This window comes from Shouchella patagoniensis (genome assembly GCF_002019705.1).
GTDB lineage: Bacteria > Bacillota > Bacilli > Bacillales > Bacillaceae_D > Shouchella > Shouchella patagoniensis.
Genome location: NZ_KV917377.1, coordinates 2,568,077 through 2,587,742, shown reverse-complemented (window position 1 = coordinate 2,587,742; position 19,666 = coordinate 2,568,077). Strand labels below are relative to the sequence as shown.

The following is a 19,666-nucleotide window of genomic DNA, read 5'->3' as shown; positions in this document are numbered from 1 at the left end:
GTCACATCCTTAAAAAGGGTATTGTACGTTCGTTAATTTCTCTGACACGTGCCACAGTTTTTTGGCAGTTTCTTTATCAAACAGTTTGTCTCCAATGGAATCAACGATTGGCTCTCCACGCCACGCTTTAAAACCGTCTGGTCCAATCCATTCACCACCGTCTAAGTTAGGATCGGTTGCCGCATAAATTGTTGGTTTAGCACCATCTGCGGTTGATTGAGTGAACAAAGGGAGTAATTGGCGAATAAGCAAACTCGTTTGTTTACCAGAACCTCGGGATAGCAAGTTTGTATTAGCGAGACCTGGGTGTGCGGCGATACTAATTGTTGAAGCGCCAATCTTCGTTAAACGCCGATGTAATTCTTTTGCAAACAGCCAGTTGGCATGTTTGCTTTGTCGGTAAAAGACCATTGGTTGATACTTTTTGCTGCCATCAAGGTTTTCGAAATCGATAAATCCTTTAATTGCTGCAATGCTTGTTATGGTGACAATTCTTGATTGTGGTGATTGTATGAGCAGAGGCAATAATAAACCGGTTAATGCAAAATGAGCGAGATGGTTTGTGCCAAATTGGAGTTCGAAGCCATCTTTTGTATAACGAAGTGGTGGAATCATCACACCAGCATTGTTAATCAAGCAATCAATTGAAGTGTACATTGCTTTTATTTGGTCAGTAAAGTGTTGAATGGACGCGAGCTCTGCGAAATCAACTTCTAAAAAGATAATTGAACCGTATTGGTTTAAGGATTGAACAGCATCCGTTCCCTTCGTTTTATTTCTACCAGCCAAGACAACATGATAGTCATGTTTTAACAGACCTTTTGCTGTCTCATATCCAATTCCACTTGTGCCGCCAGTAATGATCGCTGTTTTAGGCTTCATTTTAAAAACATCCTTTTCTATTCAAGTCCAAAATAGGGTATGCTTGAGAGAGCGAGGTGCATGATGACAAAAAAGACGTTTTCTTCGTACCCACTGGATGCTTCTATTCAGCGGGCACTATCTTTATTACACTATACAAACCCTACAGACATTCAGCAACAAGTGCTACCGATTCTGCTTGAGAATGGAAGGAAGGATTTAATCGCCCAATCACAAACGGGAAGTGGGAAGACCGCAGCATATGGAATTCCACTTTGCGAAAAGGCAAATTGGGAGGAGAATAAACCACAAGCGCTTGTGCTCACACCTACTAGGGAACTTGCGGAACAGGTGCGTGGTGATTTGACCGCAATTGGTCGTTTTAAGCGGCTACAAGTGAGAGCAGTATATGGAAAACAGTCCTATGAGCGACAAAAATTAGGGCTAAAACAAAAAAATCATATTGTAGTCGGTACGCCTGGTCGGGTTCTTGATCATTTACAAAAAGGAACACTTCCAGTCGAAAAACTACAATATGTGGTTATTGATGAAGCGGATGAATTATTTAACAAAGGGTTTCTCGATCAAGTAACGGACATTCTTGATTTATTGCCTACAAAACACGTAACAATGTTGTTTTCAGCAACGTTTCCTCCGGAAATTAAGAAATTAATTAATGTGTATTTGCAAGAACCAGTGGTGATAAAAGGTGAAAGTGCGGTGGAGCTTCCTGCCACGACTAGTCACGCTGTTATGATCACAAAACGCAAGAAAGAACAATTGTTAGTGGATGTGCTCGCCCATGAAAAGCCGGAGAGTGCACTTGTTTTTTGTGAGACCCAGGAAGAAGTCGATCGCGTTTTTCGAGCGGTTCAAAAAGAAATACCACGGTCGGGCAAGCTTCACGGAGCGTTGCGTCAAGAAGAACGGTTCGCAGTGATGGATGCATTTAAGAGTGGAAAAATCCGTTATTTAATCGCAACCAATTTAGCTGCTAGGGGAATTGATGTAGCTCAAATGGAAATGGTCATTCAAATGAATGTGCCACCAGTAGCAGAAGAGTATGTTCATCGCACGGGACGCACTGGTCGAGCTGGAGCAAAAGGGAAGTCGTTACTATTTGTTCATGCAGATGAAGCAGAGCGATTACCGGAGCTTGAAGAGGCAATTGGATACTCGCTTGAGAGTCAAAGTGAACCTAAGATAAGCCCAGCTGTAAGAAAAACCTTCCGGGAGTTGAGAAGCAATGCCAATGCCCAGTCGGACAGTAAACAAGCAGTGAATCATGGGATTATGAAGCTTTATTTTAATGGAGGTAAGCAAAAGAAATTACGGGCTGGGGATTTTGTTGGGACAATCACTCGTTTGCAGAACGTCAGTGCGGATGACATCGGGATTATTACCGTTGAAAAGACATCCACTTTTATTGAAATTTTGAATGGAAAAGGGACGCTTGTACTTGAGCAAATGAGAAAAACACCTGTGAAAGGCAAGCTCTTAAAAGTACATCAAGCGAAAAAGTAAATAAAATGATAAAAGAGACCACGCTGAATATTATACAGCGTGGCTTTTTCGTAATTAAATTATGCTTTTATCCGATAGGGCGAATGAGATGGCCATTTCGGCATGGAGTTTTGTTGAATCAAACAAAGGTAAGCGAGAGTCCGCTTGAGTAATGAGTAAGGGAATTTCTGTACACCCTAATATAACGCCCTCTGCCCCTTGCTGTTTGAGTTGATCGATGACAGATTGATAATACTGATTTGAATTGGGACAGATGGTACCAACACAGAGTTCATTAAAAATAATGTTATGAACGCGTTCTCGATCCATTTCGGTTGGTATAAGCAAATCAATACCATGGTGCTGTTTCATTCGTTCCTTATAAAAAGGTTTTTCCATCGTGAATTGTGTGCCAAGAAGGCCAACTGTATTCATACCTCTTGCTTTAATTGATTCGGCTAAGGCATCTACGATATGAATAAGTGGGAGCCCTGTTGCTCTTTCTACCTCGTCAGCCATTAGATGCATCGTGTTTGTGCAAATGACTAAGAGTTCTGCTCCGCCTGCTTTAAGTTTTTCACCTGCTTCAATCATTCGCGCAGTGGCCTCGTCCCAATTCCCTGCTTTTTGCAGAGACACAATTTCTTCGAAGTCAAACGAATACAACAAACATTTAGCAGAGTGCAAGCCACCCAGATGGCGTTTCGCATATTCATTTATATATTGGTAGTAAGATACGGATGATTCCCAACTTAATCCACCGATTAATCCAATCGTTTTCAAAACAAACCCTCCATCAATCTTTTTTTTAACAGTAACATGCTATACTGGTCCAATAAAGATCCACATTAGAACAGATATTAAGGTACCAGAGGAGTGGGAGCATGCTTTGGTTTTCTCTGTCACGTCAGTCAACGAAGACACTTGTACAACAAATAGAAGAAGAATTAAGACAGAAAATCTTCTCTGGCAATTTAATTGAACACCAGAAGCTGCCGTCATCAAGAGAGTTAGCCTCATCCTTAGGAGTATCACGGAATACGGTAAATGAAGCATATGAACAATTGCTTTTAGAAGGGTATATTTATCAGGTCCCGCGGTCTGGAACATATGTATCTCAAGGGTTAGCGTTTCGTAAAGGCCTGGGAAGCGTACCAAAACTTCAGGAATATAAGGAAGAATTACAACAGTGCCAGAATGTAATCGACTTTAAAGCAAGTCATCCGTCCACTGAACATTTTCCAAGACATACTTGGGGGAATTTATTTAAGCAAGTTTGCATGGAGTCAGAAGATCGTCTATTTGGTTACCAGAGCGCAAAAGGAGCTTTTGCGTTACGAAAAGAAATTGCTACTTATTTAGAGCGAATGCGTGGCGTCAGAGCTGACCCACGCCAAATTGTTATTACTACAGGTGCTACTCAAGCGCTCTCATTACTTACGAGGCTTCTTAACAAAAAGGGAGATCTAGTTTGTGTTGAGGACCCTGTTACAGACGAAATGAGGCAAATTTTTTCTTATGCTGACGCAAGCATTTACCCAGTTCAAGCAGATCAACATGGCATGAGACCGGAGTTATTACCACAAACAGAGAAACCACGTTTTGTTTTTACAATCCCTTCCCATCAATTTCCATTAGGGGTCATTATGCCAGTAAAAAGGCGGATTCAACTTGTTGAGTATGCAAGAACAAATGGAACATACATTGTTGAAGATGACTATGATAGTGAGTTTATTTATGAAGGGACCCCTGTTCAATCAATGCAAGCACTCGATCCGGATCGAGTCATTTATGTAGGGACATTTAGCAAGATATTGGTACCTAGTATCCGTATTGGCTATATGGTGTTGCCGTTTCATTTAGTTGAAGCAAGTGAAAACGTCAAATGGTTCACCGATCGCCATTCTTCTACACTTGAGCAATTAACGTTAGCGAAGTTTATTGAAAAAGGCTTATTCGAAAAACATATAAGGCGTATGAAAAAAGTCTATGCCAAGAGGCGTAAAGTACTGGTGGCAGCGATCGAGGAAGCTTTTGGAGAAGATCGCATAATCGGTCAGGCTGCGGGTATGCATTTAGTTGTTCGATTTCATGAGCGAATAGATAAAGACAAGCTTAAAGAAAATGGTGTTAAAGCGGCTTTTGTGGAAGATTTCGCTATCGAAAAAGGGCTGCATCAAAATGAACTTGTACTTGGGTATGGAGGGTTGGACGAAGATGAGATTATTGAAGGAGTCGCACGATTAAAGCGGGCTTCTGAAGAAAGATCATAATAAACCATATAGCTTAAAGAAAAACGAGCAACTGGGATGCGTTGCTCGTTCTAGCTGATTAGCCAACTGTTAGAAATAGAATCAAACGTTTGAATTAGAATATCGGTCAACAATGAGCACACCTTCTATAAAAATAGATCTAGATAAGGAAAAAAGAATGGAATGTGCCACCACCATGTTGGTGGTCATCTTTCTTTTTGTCTTGTTACTTAGATAACGAAGCCAAAGTTTACTTGGATCACTTTTTTTATCATTAAAAATGCTGATAGAAAAGAGCTTCTTTATTGTTTTTCTCGATCGAGAAGGCTAGTAGAGAACACGTAAAATCGATTTCTAATTTTTGGAATAAAATGAAGTAATGGTTGATGTGGTAGTGCAAATAGCTTGCGTGTATAACGTGCGGTGTATATCGTAAAGAGAGAGGAAAGGAGCAATTCTCATGCAGGTAGAAATATGGTCGGACATAGCTTGTCCGTTTTGTTATATCGGGAAGCGCAAGTTAGAACAAGCGTTAGAAGAGTTTCCAGAGGAAGTGGCTATTACTTATAAAAGCTTTCAGCTTGATCCAAGTGCACCTAAAAACTCAAATAAAACAATGGTTGAGGAATTGGCTAAGAAGTATCAAATGCCAATAGAGAAAGCGAAGGAAATGAATGCACAAGTTACAGCTCAAGCAGCAGAAGTGGGCTTGAATTATCAGCTGGAAAACATTCAGGTGGTAAATACAATGGACGCACATCGCCTAAGTCATTATGCAAAAGAACATGGGAAAATGGGCGAAGTGATGGAATTGTTGCTGAAAGCACATTTCACTGAAGGGAAGCATGTAGGTAAACCCGAAACGTTCAAAGAAATTGCGGCAGCAGCGAAGTTAGATGAAGAAGCAGTCGCGGCACTTATAGAGAATGATGATTATAAAGATCAAGTGGAGCGCGATCAGCAAGAAGGTTCACAGATTGGTGTGCAAGGTGTTCCATTTTTTGTGTTTAACCGAAAATATGCTGTTTCGGGCGCACAACCGAAAGAAGCTATTTTGCAAGTGCTTGAAAAAGTAAAAGAAGAAGACGGTGGAATTCAAATCATGCAGCAAGGTGATGCGTGTACGGATGAAAGCTGCTAACTAAATGGCAAGTATTTATGTAAATACTCCTTTTTAATTAATGATTGACGGTCAATCACGAACGGAATGCGAAACGGTAATGCTCAAGGCAGAGATTTGAGGGTCTGTAAAGGTTAGGATCGTTTTTACGTTTAAATCAGAGTTGGTACTAGCTTTGCCGATAAGCTTTCAGCACCTAGGGATTTACCCTAAGTGCTTTTTTTGCCACTAAAAATGGCTTATAAAAAGCTCCTTACGTTTCGTACGAAATACGACACAACGCATTTGTGTTAACGATCCGTTTCTTTCGTACCGCAAATAAACGTGAGCTCCCCTTTATGTAGCTTATACATGACGGGTGTTTCCTCGTTTTGTTCACCATCGCTGTCAATATCGAGCATAGGGAATGTTTCTAATTTAAAGCTAGCTGATCGAAAGATCTCTAATCCTTCTGGTTCATTTAGCCAGCCATTGTCCATTCTTGCTTGATTGTACATATTCTTAATTAACGTCATTCCTGCTTCCTTAATAATGAATAGATGCAAAAAACCGTCTGAAAGAGAGATGTTCTCTTCAAATAAACCAACGGTACCGATGTATTTTCCATTCATTGCTAAAATCATAACAGCTTCGCCAGTCGATGTCTCCCCTTCCTCTGTTTCGAGTTGATACGAAAAGGATTGTGGCTCTTTGAGTGAACGGACAGCACTGATGAGATAACCTAGTTTACCAAACTTGTCCTTCGTTTCTTCTTCAATTTCCTTGGACGCTTCTGTTATCAATCCAACGCCAGAGAAATTACTGAAATATTGCTCGTTTTGTTGACCGATATCAATTGCGAGTGTATGTCCTTCTAAAATGGCATCGAGTGCTTCGTCAAATGTTTCATTTTGTAATCCTCTAGATAAGTCATTGCATGTCCCTGCTGGCAGGATAGCAATAGTAGGACGACTTTTTTGTTTCATCATTCCGTTCACGCATTCATGAACCGTTCCATCGCCACCCATAATTAAAAGTAAATCCATGTCGGCGGCCCGCTCAAGACATATTCTCTCTGCGTCCCCTTGTTTGAGCGTTTGAATAATCGTAAATTCGACAATTTCTGGAGCTAATTTGGCGATCGTTTTTGGCAACAATTCTTGTGCGTCTTCTTGGCCTGCTTGCTGATTGTAAAGTAGAATCGCTTTCTGGTAGCGTGGCATCTGCACACCGCCTTTCTATACAAGAGCTATACCCGTTAAAAATAAAATTGCGTCATGGCGAAGCTTTTTTTTTCTGAATCATGAACTGATCGTTCACATAACTGCAATAAAAAACCCTCGATGAATCGGCAATTCCCTGTTTTTGTAGCTCCGTTTTAAGCCACTCCACTGAGTAACCAAGAATCTGTAAATGGTCATGTTGGATGATGCCATCCATAATGAGTGGCAATGAGAATGGTTTATTGTCACTTTTCGTGAATATGGATAATGTTCCTGAAGGTTCGAGTAATGCCCAGTCAACTTCTTGAATATCGGCTATCGTCTTGTCACGAAGTTGGAGCATAATATCATCAATGTTGTAATTTTGTTTACGAATATTTTCTTGTAATAACTCACCATTACGAATCAAAATAACGGGCTCTCCATCTACTAAATCACGGAATTTCTGGCTTTTAACTTGAATGTAAGAGAAAATACGCTGCAAGAGAATGAGTAGCGCAATCGGCGCTAACCCACGATATAAGGGTAGTTCAGGATCATCAATTAATACAACGGCAAGTTCTGCAATCATTAATGTCACAATGACATCAAGGACGCTCACTTCCCCTAGGTCTTTTTTTCCTGTTAATCGAAAAAAGAGGAGTACCGCGAAAAACATAATTACAGTACGGAAAAGGATTAAAAATAGTGGTTCCACGCAAAATCACCTCGAGGTTAGTATGAGCGAAATGGTGCAGCATTAAACGCCAAGTAAGCGGGAATTATAGCGGATGAATCCATAATAAAGCTATAATAAGGGTAAAGAAGAATGGAGGTACGATGACATGTATGTACTGCAAATGGACCAGATGTCATTGAGAGACCGTTATAAAATAATGAGTGGCACAATTGTCCCAAGGCCAATTGCTTTTGTCACAACGAAATCTACTGAAGGAGAAATTATTAATGCGGCTCCATTTAGTTTCTTTAATATGCTTGCTGGAGATCCACCTCTTGTCTCAATTGCTGTAGGCAGACGAAATGGGACAATGAAAGACACTGCGCGTAATGCAATCGCGCATAATGAGTTGGTTATACATGTTGTTAGTGAAGATTTGGTTGAGAACATGAATGAAACGGCAGCTACATTAAATGCTGATGAAAGTGAACTAGCACGAACATCTCTAAATCTAGTCGAAAGTACCTTTATTACTACGCCAGGAATTAGAGAAGCACGAGTCCGGTTCGAATGCGTATTGGAAAGCCATCTGCCTACTAAAAATGATGAAGGTGCTGTTTCGTTTGATCTACTTATTGCCCGTGTGAAAGGCATGCATATAGACGAGGCTGTATTGAATAAAGAAAAGAAATACATCGATTTAGATAAATTAAAGCCGGTTGCCCGTTTAGCTGGTCCTAACTATGCTCAACTGGGTGAACGTTACTCATTAAAGCGTCCAGATTAAAAAGCTCATTCTAAAAAATAGTGAAAAACAGACCAAAAGGATGTTTGGTCTGTTTTTTTAGACGGAAATCCGTCATAATGAAGGAATGTGATTGGCAAGCAGGATGCACGTTAAAAGCGTAGTTCGAGTGAAAGTCGACACAACTTAAAAGCACAATAATGGACGCATGCGCATATAGGTGTGGTAGTATGTGGTCATTTGAAATGATTTAGCTAGAGGAAGATGATAATGAAAACATATAATGAGACATGCCGACCATTGGTGAAAATGTTAACAGAAGGGTCTGTCCATGAGCATGAGCCGATTAATAAACACACGTATACGCAAATGGGTGGCTTAGCCGATTTATTTATTACTCCGGCTACGTATGAGGAAACACAAACTGTTTTACAGTTTGCTCATAAAAACAGTGTGCCGGTTACGTTACTTGGTAATGGATCAAATGTGATTGTTAAAGATGGTGGCATTCGAGGAATCACTTTAAGTTTAAAGAAACTAAATAAGATTCATATTGATGGAGAGACAATGACGGCACAAACAGGTGCAACCATTATTGGCGCTTCGCGTGAAGCATTGAATGCGAAATTAACAGGATTAGAATTTGCGTGTGGTATTCCAGGCACAGTCGGAGGCGCATTTTTTATGAATGCAGGAGCTTATGGAGGTCAAATTTCAGATGTTCTGGAACGTGTTTTAGTGTTAACTGTAGAAGGAGAGTTCTTAACGCTAGAAAAAGAAGACTTTGACTTTTGTTATCGAACGAGTGTTTTTTCGAAGAAACGCTATATTGCTCTAGAAGGTACTATGAAACTCCAGGCGGGTGACACAGCTCAAATCAAAATGAAGATGGATGAGCTGACAATTGCCCGGGAAACAAAGCAGCCTCTGGAGTATCCTTCGTGTGGAAGTGTATTTAAACGTCCTCCAGGCATGTTCGCGGGTAAGTTAATTCAAGACAGTGGGTTGCAGGGGACAAGAATCGGTGGAGCGGAAGTTTCAAAGAAACATGCTGGATTTATTGTCAATGTCAATCAAGCCACGGCAACGGATTATATGAGTCTTGTCGACTATGTAAGAAAAACGGTTAAAGAAAAGTTTGATGTAGAATTAGAGACGGAAGTGATTACAATTGGTGAGGACATTGAGCCTGCTAACAACTAGGTAGCAGGCTCAACGTAAAAATTTTTCCTAGGGACTAGTACAACTCGTTTCTTTTATTTATATCTGATTAGAGTGAATGTTTAATTTAAAAAGGGGTCTGCCTTTAGGCAGAGGTAAAAACTGAAGATGATTACATGCAGCCCGTCTTGCGAATTTAGAAAGCTTAATTGAATCTCTTCCACACGGATACGATACACAAATTGGTCAACGGGGCTTGAAGTTATCAGGGGGGCAAAAGCAACGTATTGCAATCGCACGTACCTTTCTCAAGAATCCACCGATTTTAATATTAGATAGCCACATCTGCGCTGGATACAGAGACTGAAGCGATGATACAAGAGTCGCTGCAAGAGCTTGCAGTCGATCGAACGACGTTGGTTATTGCGCACCGTCTTGCGACAATTCGTCATGCAGATCATATTGTTGTGGTCACAAAAGAAGGAATTGCTGAACAAGGCACGTACGAAGAGCTCATCGAGAAGAATGGCGTATTTGCGACATTAAATAGTATTCAAATTAACCAACAATCATTCAGTCAGGAAAGATAACTGTCAGATGAGTGAGATACGAAAGTAGAACATGGTATAAACATAGAATGAAACAAACGTTTGAATTGAACCAAAGCAGATAGCTAACAAGCTGTCTGTTTTTTTATGCATAACTTTCCTTCATTTGGCAAGGCTAAGTTAGAACAAAATGTAAAGGAGTTGTGTGTAGCAAATGGATGAGCAAAAAAAATCTGCTTCTTATGGAACAAATGTTGACGGAGCTGGTGATGCAAGCGATGGTCGCAAAGCCGCAAATGAGCAAGAAGATACGCTAACAAATCGTCAAGGACATCCAGTTAAAGATAACCAAAATGTTCGTACCGTAGGGAATCGTGGTCCCACAACACTTGAAAACTATGATTTCCTTGAAAAGGTCAGTCATTTTGACCGGGAACGTATACCAGAGCGGGTTGTACACGGGCGTGGGGCAGGCGCACATGGCTACTTTGAATCGTACGGAAAAGTAGGCGATGATGATATTTCGAAATATACAAGGGCAAAAGTGTTTACAAATACAAGTGTAAAAACGCCGGTATTTGTCCGATTTTCAACGGTCATACATGGAATACATTCACCAGAAACATTACGTGACCCACGTGGGTTTGCAATTAAATTTTATACTGAGGACGGGAATTGGGACTTAGTTGGAAACAACTTAAAGATTTTCTTTATTCGTGATCCATTAAAGTTTCCTGATATGGTTCATGCCTTTAAGCCAGATCCTGTTACAAATCGACAAAGCATGGAACGGTTCTTTGATTTTGTCTCACAAAGCCCTGAAGCAACACATATGATTACATTCTTATTCTCTCCATGGGGGATTCCAGCTAATTACCGTCATATGCAAGGCTCAGGTGTGCATGCATATAGATGGGTAAACGAGGAAGGCAAAGCAGTTCTTGTTAAATACCACTGGGAGCCAGTGCAAGGCATAAAAAACTTAACGCAAGAGGAAGCGGATCAAATTCAAGGTCAAAACTTTAATCATGCGACCCAAGATCTGTATGATGCCATTGAAAAAGGAGATTATCCGGAATGGGAATTGTACGTACAAATTATGGAAGATAGCGAACACCCTGAACTAGATTTCGATCCCCTCGATCCAACGAAGCTGTGGTATAAAGACAAATTTCCATGGCATAAAGTCGGGAAAATGGTTTTAAATAAAAACCCAGAGAATTACTTTGCTGAAGTGGAACAAGCGGCTTTCGGAACGGGTGTGCTTGTTGATGGGTTGGATTTTTCTGATGATAAATTGTTGCAAGGACGGACGTTTTCATATTCCGATACACAACGTCACCGCGTTGGAGCGAATTACTTGCAGTTGCCAATTAACGCACCTAAAAAACGCGTCGCAACAAATCAGCGTGATGGTCAAATGACCTATCAAGTAGATAGTCCACCAAGCAATAACCCACATATTAATTATGAACCTTCGGTAATTGGTGGATTAAAAGAGGCTGAAAAAACAGGCGAACTTCACACGCCACATGTATCCGGAGAAGTGAAAGGCGAAGCGATTGACCGCCCGAACAACTTTGGCCAGGCTGGAGAAACGTATCGTCGTCTCGCTGATTGGGAGAAAGACGAGTTGATTTCTAATTTATCAGGCGCATTGGCTGATGTTCATGATGCTGTGCGTGAACAAATGATTAAAAATATCACGGCAGCGGATGCCGATTATGGCAAACGACTACAAGATGGTATTAAGCGCGAGCAGGAAAGTATGAAGGAAAAGCAGGCTGATGCTGTGAGGGAAGCGGGACAAAAAGGGGATCCTTCAGATCCTTATTAATACAAGCAGAAAAACCAGTTGAAGAGTCAACTGGTTTTTTGTTGTGTGGGATGTTCTTTTGAAAAACGCTGTTTGTTATCTTTGTAAATGGACCACCCCGTAATGATTAGCGCTAAAAAGCTTATAACAGCAGCTAATGTAAAGACGTGTCCGATGCCAAAGTGCTGGGCAGCAAATCCCGCTAAATAAGGGCCGATGAAGATCCCAATCGCATAAACCGATTGATAAAAGCCCATCACTGATGTTTTTAACCGTGGTTCAGGCAAACTCGCTACTTGTGATAAAAGCAGGGGGAGGACGAGACCGATTGTTAAACCAATGACAGCATGCAACATACTGATCGAAAATAGACTCGTTGCTGTTGGCATTAATAAGAAGACAATGAATGTCACAAGGAGACTAAGCGTGATAAGGTGTAATTCATTTTTGCGTGACACATTAAAGAAAGCGACACCCAACGATGCAGCGGCATGCGGAATAAAAAAGGCCGCCATAATTGCAATCATTTGTCCTTCTCCAATGCCCTGGGCATTCGCATATACGGGAGAAAAGCCAAAGATTGAGATAAATAAAACGGCATGCGTAAATAAAGAAACAAAGGTAAGTGGTAATAACCTTTTTACCTTAAATGTTGCCCGAATATTGCTTGAGATGTGAACGGCTTTCTTGGCTTGGTCCCGAGGTGGGACAACTTTTACGCACAGGGCAAGCACAAGACCGATACATGCTGTCGCTACCCCAACCCAAAAAGGGATTGTAAAATGAAAAAGTTCTACAAGCAGGCCAGCAGTCAACATGCTAAGAAATTGAGGCATGACGGTCAAAAACTGAAGTGTCCCCATCGCCCGACCCGATTTATCTGGCGCAAAATAGTCAGCATACATAATGGTTGCCATAACCCACATTGCTGCAGTAACACCTGCAAGCAATCTTCCTATTAAAATCCAAGCGAAAGAAGAAGAAAACACTAAAATAAGGCCACTAATGATGGCAACAACAAATCCAGCTATATAAAAATGCTTGCGCAAATGCACAAGTTTGTCGAGAAGAAGTCCAAGGGGGAAACGGAGTAAAACTTGTGTAATGCCATAACTTCCAAGGATAATGCCAGAGATTGCGTAGCTGAAAGGAATTTGTTCTAAGTATAAACTAAAGATCGGCACATAGCTGTAAGTAGAAAGCCAGAAACAGAAAACCGATGCAAGAAAAAGAATATGATGACTGCGTTTAATAGGTGTGCTCACGGTTTTTGCCTCCAATCCTTTCTCATCTTATCACCTTTTGCTCACATGTGCGTATCTGCTGCAAGCATCTTTTGCAGGATTATTAGTGACGGTAGCGAACTGGTAATTGAAAGCGTTATACGGAAAATGCGAATGGTAAAAGGTTGATCATCTAAGGGGGAGTTTGATGACAAAGACAAGAGAGATTATTAAGAAAACAGAACAATACGGGGCGAATAATTATCATCCGCTACCGATTGTCATTTCAAAAGCGCAAGGGGTTTGGGTATGGGATGCTGATGGTAAGAGGTATCTTGATATGCTTAGTGCATATTCGGCGTTAAATCAAGGCCACTGTCATCCTCGGTTAATTCAAACGTTAAAAGATCAAGCTGAACGCGTCACACTAACGTCGCGTGCCTTCCATAACGATCAGTTAGCGCCTTTTTACGAAAAAGTAGCTACTCTAACGAATAAAGACATGGTTTTGCCTATGAACACAGGCGCGGAAGCGGTTGAGACTGCACTTAAAGCAGCAAGACGCTGGGCTTACGATAAGAAGAAGGTAGCGGTAGACGAAGCAGAAATCATTGTATGTGAAAATAATTTTCATGGACGTACGCTTGGTGCTGTCTCTCTTTCATCAAGTGAAGAATACAAGCGGGGTTTTGGACCGCTATTGCCTGGAATAAAGGTTATACCGTACGGGGATATAAATGCGTTAAAAGAGGCAATCAATGAGAATACGGCGGCTTTTTTAGTGGAGCCAATTCAAGGGGAAGCGGGCATTATTATTCCGCCTGCAGGCTATTTGCAAGAAGTGCGTGAATTATGTACTGCAGAAAATGTTTTGTTTATCGCTGATGAAATTCAATCAGGTTTAGGGAGAACGGGAAAAGTTTTTGCGTGTGATTACGAACAAGTCAAACCAGATATGTTTATATTAGGGAAAGCATTAGGTGGAGGTGTACTACCAATTTCTGCGGTAGCCGCTGGACGTGATGTGTTAGGTGTGTTTGAACCAGGTTCTCATGGATCAACATTTGGCGGGAATCCTCTAGCTTGTGCCGTAGCAATTGAGGCGCTTCAGGTGTTAGAGGATGAACGTTTAGTAGAAAATGCGGAACAAGTTGGAAACTATTTTATTTCACAGTTAAAGAAGTTAAGCCATCCTAGTATTGCTGAAGTTAGAGGGGTAGGGTTGTTTATAGGAATTGAATTAACTGAACCAGCTCGCCCTTTCTGTGAAAAATTAAAAGAAAAAGGACTGCTTTGCAAGGAAACGCATGAAAATGTGATTCGATTTGCGCCGCCACTGATTATTACGAAAGAAGAGATTGAAGGTGCGCTAACGCATATCAAAGCAGTACTATCATAATCATTTTCCGAACTTTTAGAGCCAACTAGTCCTTAGTTGGCTTTTATTGATTGGAGATGAATATTTGAAATGGAATGATGACAGCGGTATACTTGCAATAACTAGAAGAGCTAGAGAAAAACTGGCTTAAAGGAGCAAAAAGAAAATGCAAGGTATGAATAAAACGATCTTTGATATGATTAAACCAACGAAGTATCGCTATGTACATATATGTAAATCGTGTGAGCAACCGTCGTTCTCTAATGAAGATACAATGGAGGAACCGTGCATCCGTTGTGAAAATACAACTTTTCATGTAACACCTTATTATAACCCTGCAGAAGATTACGCTCTAGACGTTGACTACTATGCGATTACGATGATGTACGCTCTTTGGAAAGAAGGCTTACATCAAACAGATGTTGTGTTTGATGACTTCTACCGAAAAGCGCCCTTTGTACGTGGCGTAGGTGATTTTAGTAGCGAATTAGGTGGATACGTGGCGTTTGGTGGTTTAGGGCATCTAATTGAAACGATTAAAAACCTGTACTTTAATGAAAATGACATTGCTTATTTACGCCAGCAAGCTGAAGGGTTTGATGAAGCCTTCTTAGATGATTTGCGCAGGCTTCGTTTCAGTGGTGATTTGTATGCAGTGGAGGAAGGGAACTTAGTTTTCCCGAACACGCCGTTTATCCGCATTGAGGCACCCGTTTGGGAATGCATCTGGATTGAAGCGATGTTACTTAACATAGTCAATGCAGAGTCTCTTGTATTAACAAAAGGCTCACGCATTAAAACGATCGCTGGCACTGATGGGTTATTGGAAATGGGTAAACGTCGAGCCCAAGGGCGAGATGCGAGTGTGTACGGAGCAAAAATGGCTTATATCGCGGGCTTTGATGCAACGAGTAATGTGAAAGCCGGCAAGATGTTCTCCATGCCAATTACGGGAACACAAGCGCATGTATACATTATGTTCCATCCATCAGAACTAGATGCCTTCTTGGCGTACGCCGATGTCTTTCCGAAGAAAACCATTCCATTGCTTGATACGACGGATACGTTGGGAAGCGGTCTGCCTCACGCAATTGAAACAGCTAGGAGATTACAACAAAAAGGTTATCAAATGACGGCTGTTCGCCTTGATAGCGGTGATTTAGCTTTTCTATCAAAGGAAGTGCGCAAACGTTTAGATGCGGAAGGGCTTGAACAAGTTAAGATTGCCGCTACAAATGATTTGGATGAATATACAATTGCTTCATTAAAACAGCAAGGAGCCAAAATTGATATATGGGGTGTCGGGACAAAGTTCATTACTGCATTTGATAATCCGGCACTCGGAGGCGTTCATAAGATTGTCGCTCGCCGCCCCCTCGAGGTTGAGCTAGAAGCAGGTACTCATACGATGGACGAGTGGATTGCATTAATTAAGATATCAGAGAGTATCGAGAAAATCTTAAATCCTGGGCGCAAGAAAGTGTATCGTTTATTTGGTCAAGATGGAATGGCGAAAGGTGACTATATTTGCCTTGACGGTGAAACCCTAGAAGGGAAATCAGAAATCGTCTTAAAACATCCAAACAACCCGCTAAAAGCAAAGAAAATCCGTGATTTCGAAGCGGTGGAGCTTCATAAACCAATCTTTTTAAATGGTCAGCTCGTTTATGACGTTCCAAGTTTAAAAGATGTTAGAGAGTACCATCAAAAACAAAAGCACTCTTTCTGGGAAGAGTATTTACGTCTGGAAGTGCCGGAAGTGTATCCTGTTTCTCTTTCAGATGACCTTCGTTCGATGAAAGAACAGCTTATCCATGATAAGCGCGAGCAATAAGAAAAACAGCCTTAGAAGCGGAGCTTCTAAGGCTGTTTTTAGTAAGAGCATTCCTAATTGCTTCCTCTAAACTTGAATGGACTTATCTAACGTTTTGCTTGGAGCCATTTTGTTAGAAAGGTTGCTGTTTCTGTATAAGCTGTTCGGTTATTTTCAGTTCGTACAAAAAAGTGACCTTCATCCTCAAAACAAAGGTAGGAAACAGGGTGGTCACGCTTCTCTAGGTCAGCCACGAGTTGTTCTGCTTCGGAATGGGGACACGGGGTCATTTCTTCCTTGCAACACAAGTAGTGGGGCGGTAATTGCATCTGTCCGATGAATCGGGTCAATGTCATTAAAGAATTCTATGTCCTCCTCAAGTGAACCATATTCGGCTTCTCGCATTTGTCTGCGCCAGATGCTCGTATTTTCGAGAAACGATTTGAAGCTTGAGATGCCAACGATGTCTATGCGGCTGCCCACAGCTCTGGATGAACATCATGATTTCCTTTTAACCAACGGGCAAGCTCATCTAGATCTCGAACGGCATCCATTCGCTTGCGTTTGGCATTCATGTATATGGGGGATGTTCACAGATGGAAAATGGGTCGCGTGGAGCAGCAATAGCTGTGATTTAACGAATTTTGACGTGTATATTCAAAACCTTGAGCGCTCATACTCATATGCTTGGGGAAGACCTGTAACGTTACTTATGTATAATAAGAGATTTGCGATATGAGGGTGGTACTTAGCTTGACATGTCGCAGGCAGAAATAAAAATGGATCGATTTGTATGTCTGACCCCTCCTTATCAATTAGGTTTTCTTTATTATGCGAATAAACTGTAAATAAAGCTCATTTTAATCATTTAAGGTGCTAAACGAAACGGAGCTAACGAAACCATGCCGTTTGCATTTCTGGTAATTATTTCGTCGGTAAATTAAGAAAATACTTTACGGTTGTCGGATTTGTGCCGAAGATAAGAACAGATCATGTAGAGGTGGGAAAAGAATGAAAGGAAAACGAAACATTAGTCTAAAGGCGAAACTTTATATTGCTTTTGGTCTTATTTTGCTTGTGCCAAGTTTGCTCGTCGGTCTTTCATCCTATTTTATAACGAGAGACAATGTAGAAGAAACGATGTTGGATCAAGCAGAGCAAATTACATCGAATGTACATACGTCGTTACAGCAATTTATGGAATTGCAAACGGACACCGTTCAGTATGCAGGTAGCACCATTAATAGAAGTGAAATGTCTACCGATGAAATTCAGCAAAGCTTGACTGACCTTACAAATACAAATGAAAACATAAAACAGACTTACTTAGTTAATTCGAGTGGGCAAGCCATTGTGTATAACAGCTCGAGTGGTTTTGGTGAAGAAAGTGGATTGAATGAGACAAGTTGGTACAGACAAGCCATTGCAAGGCAAGTGGATGTTTCTGTAAGTGAACCAATTATTACAGGTGAAGGTGAAGAGCAAGATGTAGAGATTATATTTGGAACGTTAACGAAGGATAATCAAAATGTTCTTGCGGTGCGGGTGAGCTTAGCAGATGTTATGAGCTACGTGTCCGAGGCGAAAATTGGTGAAACCGGGTATTTGTTTTTAATGGATCAAGCAAGAAGAGTTGTTTCTCATCCAAGTATGGAAACGGGAGAATACATGCCGGCAACACTTACAACGAACATCACTGAGTATAGCGGACAATTTTATTATGAATCAGAAGATGAATCGCGAGAGATGACGTATAACGTTGTTTATCCAACAAACTGGGTATTAGTTGGAACGATGTTGCCTAATGAGGTTGTTCATATGGTTCAGCCAATCTTGCAAGCAACTACGGTTATTATCGTTGTTACATTACTAATTGGTTGCGTCGTTATTCATCTACTTGTTCGATCGATTATTTCCCCGATTTCTGGATTAGCTAAAGCGGCGACGGTTATTAGTAGGGGAGAGCTAGGTTCCACATTTGATAATGGGAAGTTAGGAAAAGACGAAATTGGAACGTTGGCGGGATCATTTGAAGAGATGCGAACATCGTTGATTGCCACTTTGCAAGATATTCAAGATAAATCAACGTATTTGGCAGCCTCCTCAGAAGAGTTACAAGCAAGTACAGAACAAAATATGCAAGCGACAGAACAAATTACACTGTCGATTCAAGAAGTGTCTGGAAGTGTCGAGGATCAGTCGAGCAGTATGGAAAGTGGAAAGGATGCTGCAAAAACAGTATCGCAAGGCATTACGGACATTGCTTCATCCGCGACCCACGTCAATAAAGCAGTAGATCAGGCAGCGTCTGCTGTAAAAGTAGGTCGAACAGGGATTGAAGAAAGTGTCAAACAAATGGATGCTATCCATGCTAAAGTATCGACCATCGCTATGTCAATTCAAACGTTAGAAGGGCAAGCTGCAACAATTGACCAAGTAAACCGAGTCATCTCTGATATCTCTGAACAAACCAATCTGCTTGCGCTAAATGCATCAATTGAAGCGGCTCGTGCAGGAGAGAATGGACGCGGCTTTGCTGTTGTTGCCCAAGAGGTAAGGAAGTTAGCAGAACAATCTAACGATGCTGCGAAACAAGTGCAAGATCAAATTCTAGAAATCCAATTAGGCGCAAGGCAAGCGGGGCAAGAGATGAATGATGGGAAGGGCGAAGTCGAAAAAGGCGTAGAAGTCATTCAGAGTGCTGGTACGTCGTTTGAATTGATCCAAACACATATGGAAGATGTACGCTCGAAAATGATTCAAGTGACGAAGGAAGCAAAACAAATGTCTACACAAACGGAACAGTTTCTTTATTCGTATGAGCAAATTGCTGGCGCGACAGAAACAACTTCTGCGAGTGTACAAAATGTTTCAGCAGCAACTGAAGAACAGCTCGCATCAATGGAAGAGATTTTAAGTTCTACAGCTAATTTGTCGGAGTTGGCAGAAGAACTTGAAAGAATGATCCAACGATTTAAATGGTAAAAGGAACAGCGCAAGCATTGCTTGCGCTGTTTTTGCATGTTTACTTATAAAGAGAAAAAGGAATGGATGTACACGACAAAAAAAGAGGTGTAGACATGAATAAGCTAGTGCTAGTGATGAAAGAAGAGGGACAAGAAAAGCCCGTAGAATTATGGAGGAGTACGACATCAGATGAACAAGCAAACAACAAGATTTTTGAAACAATAGCAGCACAATTTGATTCTGAAAAAGTTGAAACAAAAGAAGAAAATGAACCACTGTTAACATTGCGCCTTGAACCAATCGAGTCAACAGACATTTCTTCATATGTCAGAGATTTCTCCATTGATGCGGAGAAAAAAGATGAATTAATAAACTATTTAGATGAGAAATCAACGAATTAACCCAGCAAACATGCTGGG

16 protein-coding genes and 1 pseudogene are annotated in these 19,666 nt (G+C 41.0%); 11 read left to right on the top strand and 6 right to left on the bottom strand.

Going from position 1 to position 19,666, the window contains the following annotated elements; genetic code table 11:
- Window positions 1–9: 9 nt before the first annotated feature.
- Entirely contained in the window at window positions 10–903 is an 894-nt protein-coding gene (locus tag BK584_RS13665; RefSeq protein ID WP_281255783.1) for an oxidoreductase, read from the bottom strand.
- 42 nt (window positions 904–945) lie between these two features.
- Here BK584_RS13665 and BK584_RS13660 point away from each other — a divergent pair, with 42 nt between their 5' ends.
- Entirely contained in the window at window positions 946–2,385 is a 1,440-nt protein-coding gene (locus BK584_RS13660) for a DEAD/DEAH box helicase (RefSeq protein WP_078395615.1), read from the top strand.
- 54 nt (window positions 2,386–2,439) lie between these two features.
- On the opposite strand, the gene BK584_RS13655 is transcribed toward BK584_RS13660, so the two are convergent.
- Window positions 2,440–3,147, bottom strand: coding sequence for an aspartate/glutamate racemase family protein (locus BK584_RS13655; protein ID WP_078393122.1), 708 nt, complete (start codon window positions 3,145–3,147; stop codon window positions 2,440–2,442).
- 101 nt (window positions 3,148–3,248) lie between these two features.
- On the opposite strand from BK584_RS13655, the gene pdxR reads away from it, so the two are divergent.
- Both pdxR and BK584_RS13645 read left to right on the top strand, forming a co-directional pair.
- Window positions 3,249–4,637 carry a MocR-like pyridoxine biosynthesis transcription factor PdxR gene (gene pdxR, locus BK584_RS13650; RefSeq protein ID WP_078393121.1) on the top strand — a complete coding sequence of 463 codons (1,389 nt, stop codon included), beginning with the start codon at window positions 3,249–3,251 and terminating at the stop codon, window positions 4,635–4,637.
- A gap of 439 nt (window positions 4,638–5,076) precedes the next feature.
- On the top strand, window positions 5,077–5,757 hold the full coding sequence (locus BK584_RS13645; RefSeq protein WP_078393120.1) for a DsbA family oxidoreductase: 681 nt from the start codon (window positions 5,077–5,079) through the stop codon (window positions 5,755–5,757).
- Window positions 5,758–6,026: 269 nt separating this feature from the next.
- On the opposite strand, the gene BK584_RS13640 is transcribed toward BK584_RS13645, so the two are convergent.
- Window positions 6,027–6,938 (bottom strand): diacylglycerol/lipid kinase family protein, encoded by a 912-nt coding sequence (locus tag BK584_RS13640; protein ID WP_078393119.1) that lies wholly within the window; start codon window positions 6,936–6,938, stop codon window positions 6,027–6,029.
- A 52-nt stretch (window positions 6,939–6,990) separates the two neighbouring features.
- A complete protein-coding gene (locus BK584_RS13635) occupies window positions 6,991–7,635 on the bottom strand; it encodes a DUF421 domain-containing protein (RefSeq protein ID WP_078393118.1) in 645 nt (214 codons plus the stop codon).
- Window positions 7,636–7,762: 127 nt separating this feature from the next.
- Here BK584_RS13635 and BK584_RS13630 point away from each other — a divergent pair, with 127 nt between their 5' ends.
- The 4 genes and pseudogenes from BK584_RS13630 to BK584_RS13615 all read left to right on the top strand — a co-directional run bounded on the left by BK584_RS13630 (window position 7,763) and on the right by BK584_RS13615 (window position 11,887).
- Window positions 7,763–8,383 (top strand): flavin reductase family protein, encoded by a 621-nt coding sequence (locus BK584_RS13630; protein ID WP_078393117.1) that lies wholly within the window; start codon window positions 7,763–7,765, stop codon window positions 8,381–8,383.
- Between the two features lie 222 nt (window positions 8,384–8,605).
- Window positions 8,606–9,544 (top strand): UDP-N-acetylmuramate dehydrogenase, encoded by a 939-nt coding sequence (gene murB / locus BK584_RS13625; protein ID WP_078393116.1) that lies wholly within the window; start codon window positions 8,606–8,608, stop codon window positions 9,542–9,544.
- Window positions 9,545–9,680: 136 nt separating this feature from the next.
- Window positions 9,681–10,092 (top strand): annotated as a pseudogene (locus tag BK584_RS13620) (ATP-binding cassette domain-containing protein); the annotation flags it as partial.
- 172 nt (window positions 10,093–10,264) lie between these two features.
- Complete coding sequence (locus BK584_RS13615) at window positions 10,265–11,887, top strand: catalase (RefSeq protein ID WP_078393115.1); 1,623 nt, start codon at window positions 10,265–10,267, stop codon at window positions 11,885–11,887.
- Window positions 11,888–11,913: 26 nt separating this feature from the next.
- Here the strand turns inward: BK584_RS13615 and BK584_RS13610 are convergent, their stop codons facing one another.
- A complete protein-coding gene (locus tag BK584_RS13610; RefSeq protein ID WP_078393114.1) occupies window positions 11,914–13,131 on the bottom strand; it encodes an MFS transporter in 1,218 nt (405 codons plus the stop codon).
- 166 nt (window positions 13,132–13,297) lie between these two features.
- On the opposite strand from BK584_RS13610, the gene BK584_RS13605 reads away from it, so the two are divergent.
- The gene (locus tag BK584_RS13605) at window positions 13,298–14,488 is read left to right on the top strand and encodes an ornithine--oxo-acid transaminase (protein ID WP_078393113.1); all 1,191 of its coding nucleotides are present in this window, start codon (window positions 13,298–13,300) and stop codon (window positions 14,486–14,488) included.
- A 145-nt stretch (window positions 14,489–14,633) separates the two neighbouring features.
- Complete coding sequence (locus BK584_RS13600; RefSeq protein WP_245808860.1) at window positions 14,634–16,301, top strand: nicotinate phosphoribosyltransferase; 1,668 nt, start codon at window positions 14,634–14,636, stop codon at window positions 16,299–16,301.
- Between the two features lie 86 nt (window positions 16,302–16,387).
- Here BK584_RS13600 and BK584_RS13595 read toward each other — a convergent pair whose 3' ends face one another.
- Window positions 16,388–16,636, bottom strand: coding sequence for an alpha/beta hydrolase family protein (locus BK584_RS13595; RefSeq protein ID WP_078393112.1), 249 nt, complete (start codon window positions 16,634–16,636; stop codon window positions 16,388–16,390).
- Between the two features lie 655 nt (window positions 16,637–17,291).
- On the opposite strand from BK584_RS13595, the gene BK584_RS13590 reads away from it, so the two are divergent.
- Both BK584_RS13590 and BK584_RS13585 read left to right on the top strand, forming a co-directional pair.
- Window positions 17,292–19,265: a methyl-accepting chemotaxis protein gene (locus tag BK584_RS13590; RefSeq protein WP_078393111.1), complete on the top strand. Its 1,974-nt coding sequence runs from the start codon at window positions 17,292–17,294 to the stop codon at window positions 19,263–19,265.
- A gap of 95 nt (window positions 19,266–19,360) precedes the next feature.
- Window positions 19,361–19,648 carry a hypothetical protein gene (locus BK584_RS13585; RefSeq protein ID WP_139365672.1) on the top strand — a complete coding sequence of 96 codons (288 nt, stop codon included), beginning with the start codon at window positions 19,361–19,363 and terminating at the stop codon, window positions 19,646–19,648.
- Window positions 19,649–19,666: the final 18 nt, after the last annotated feature.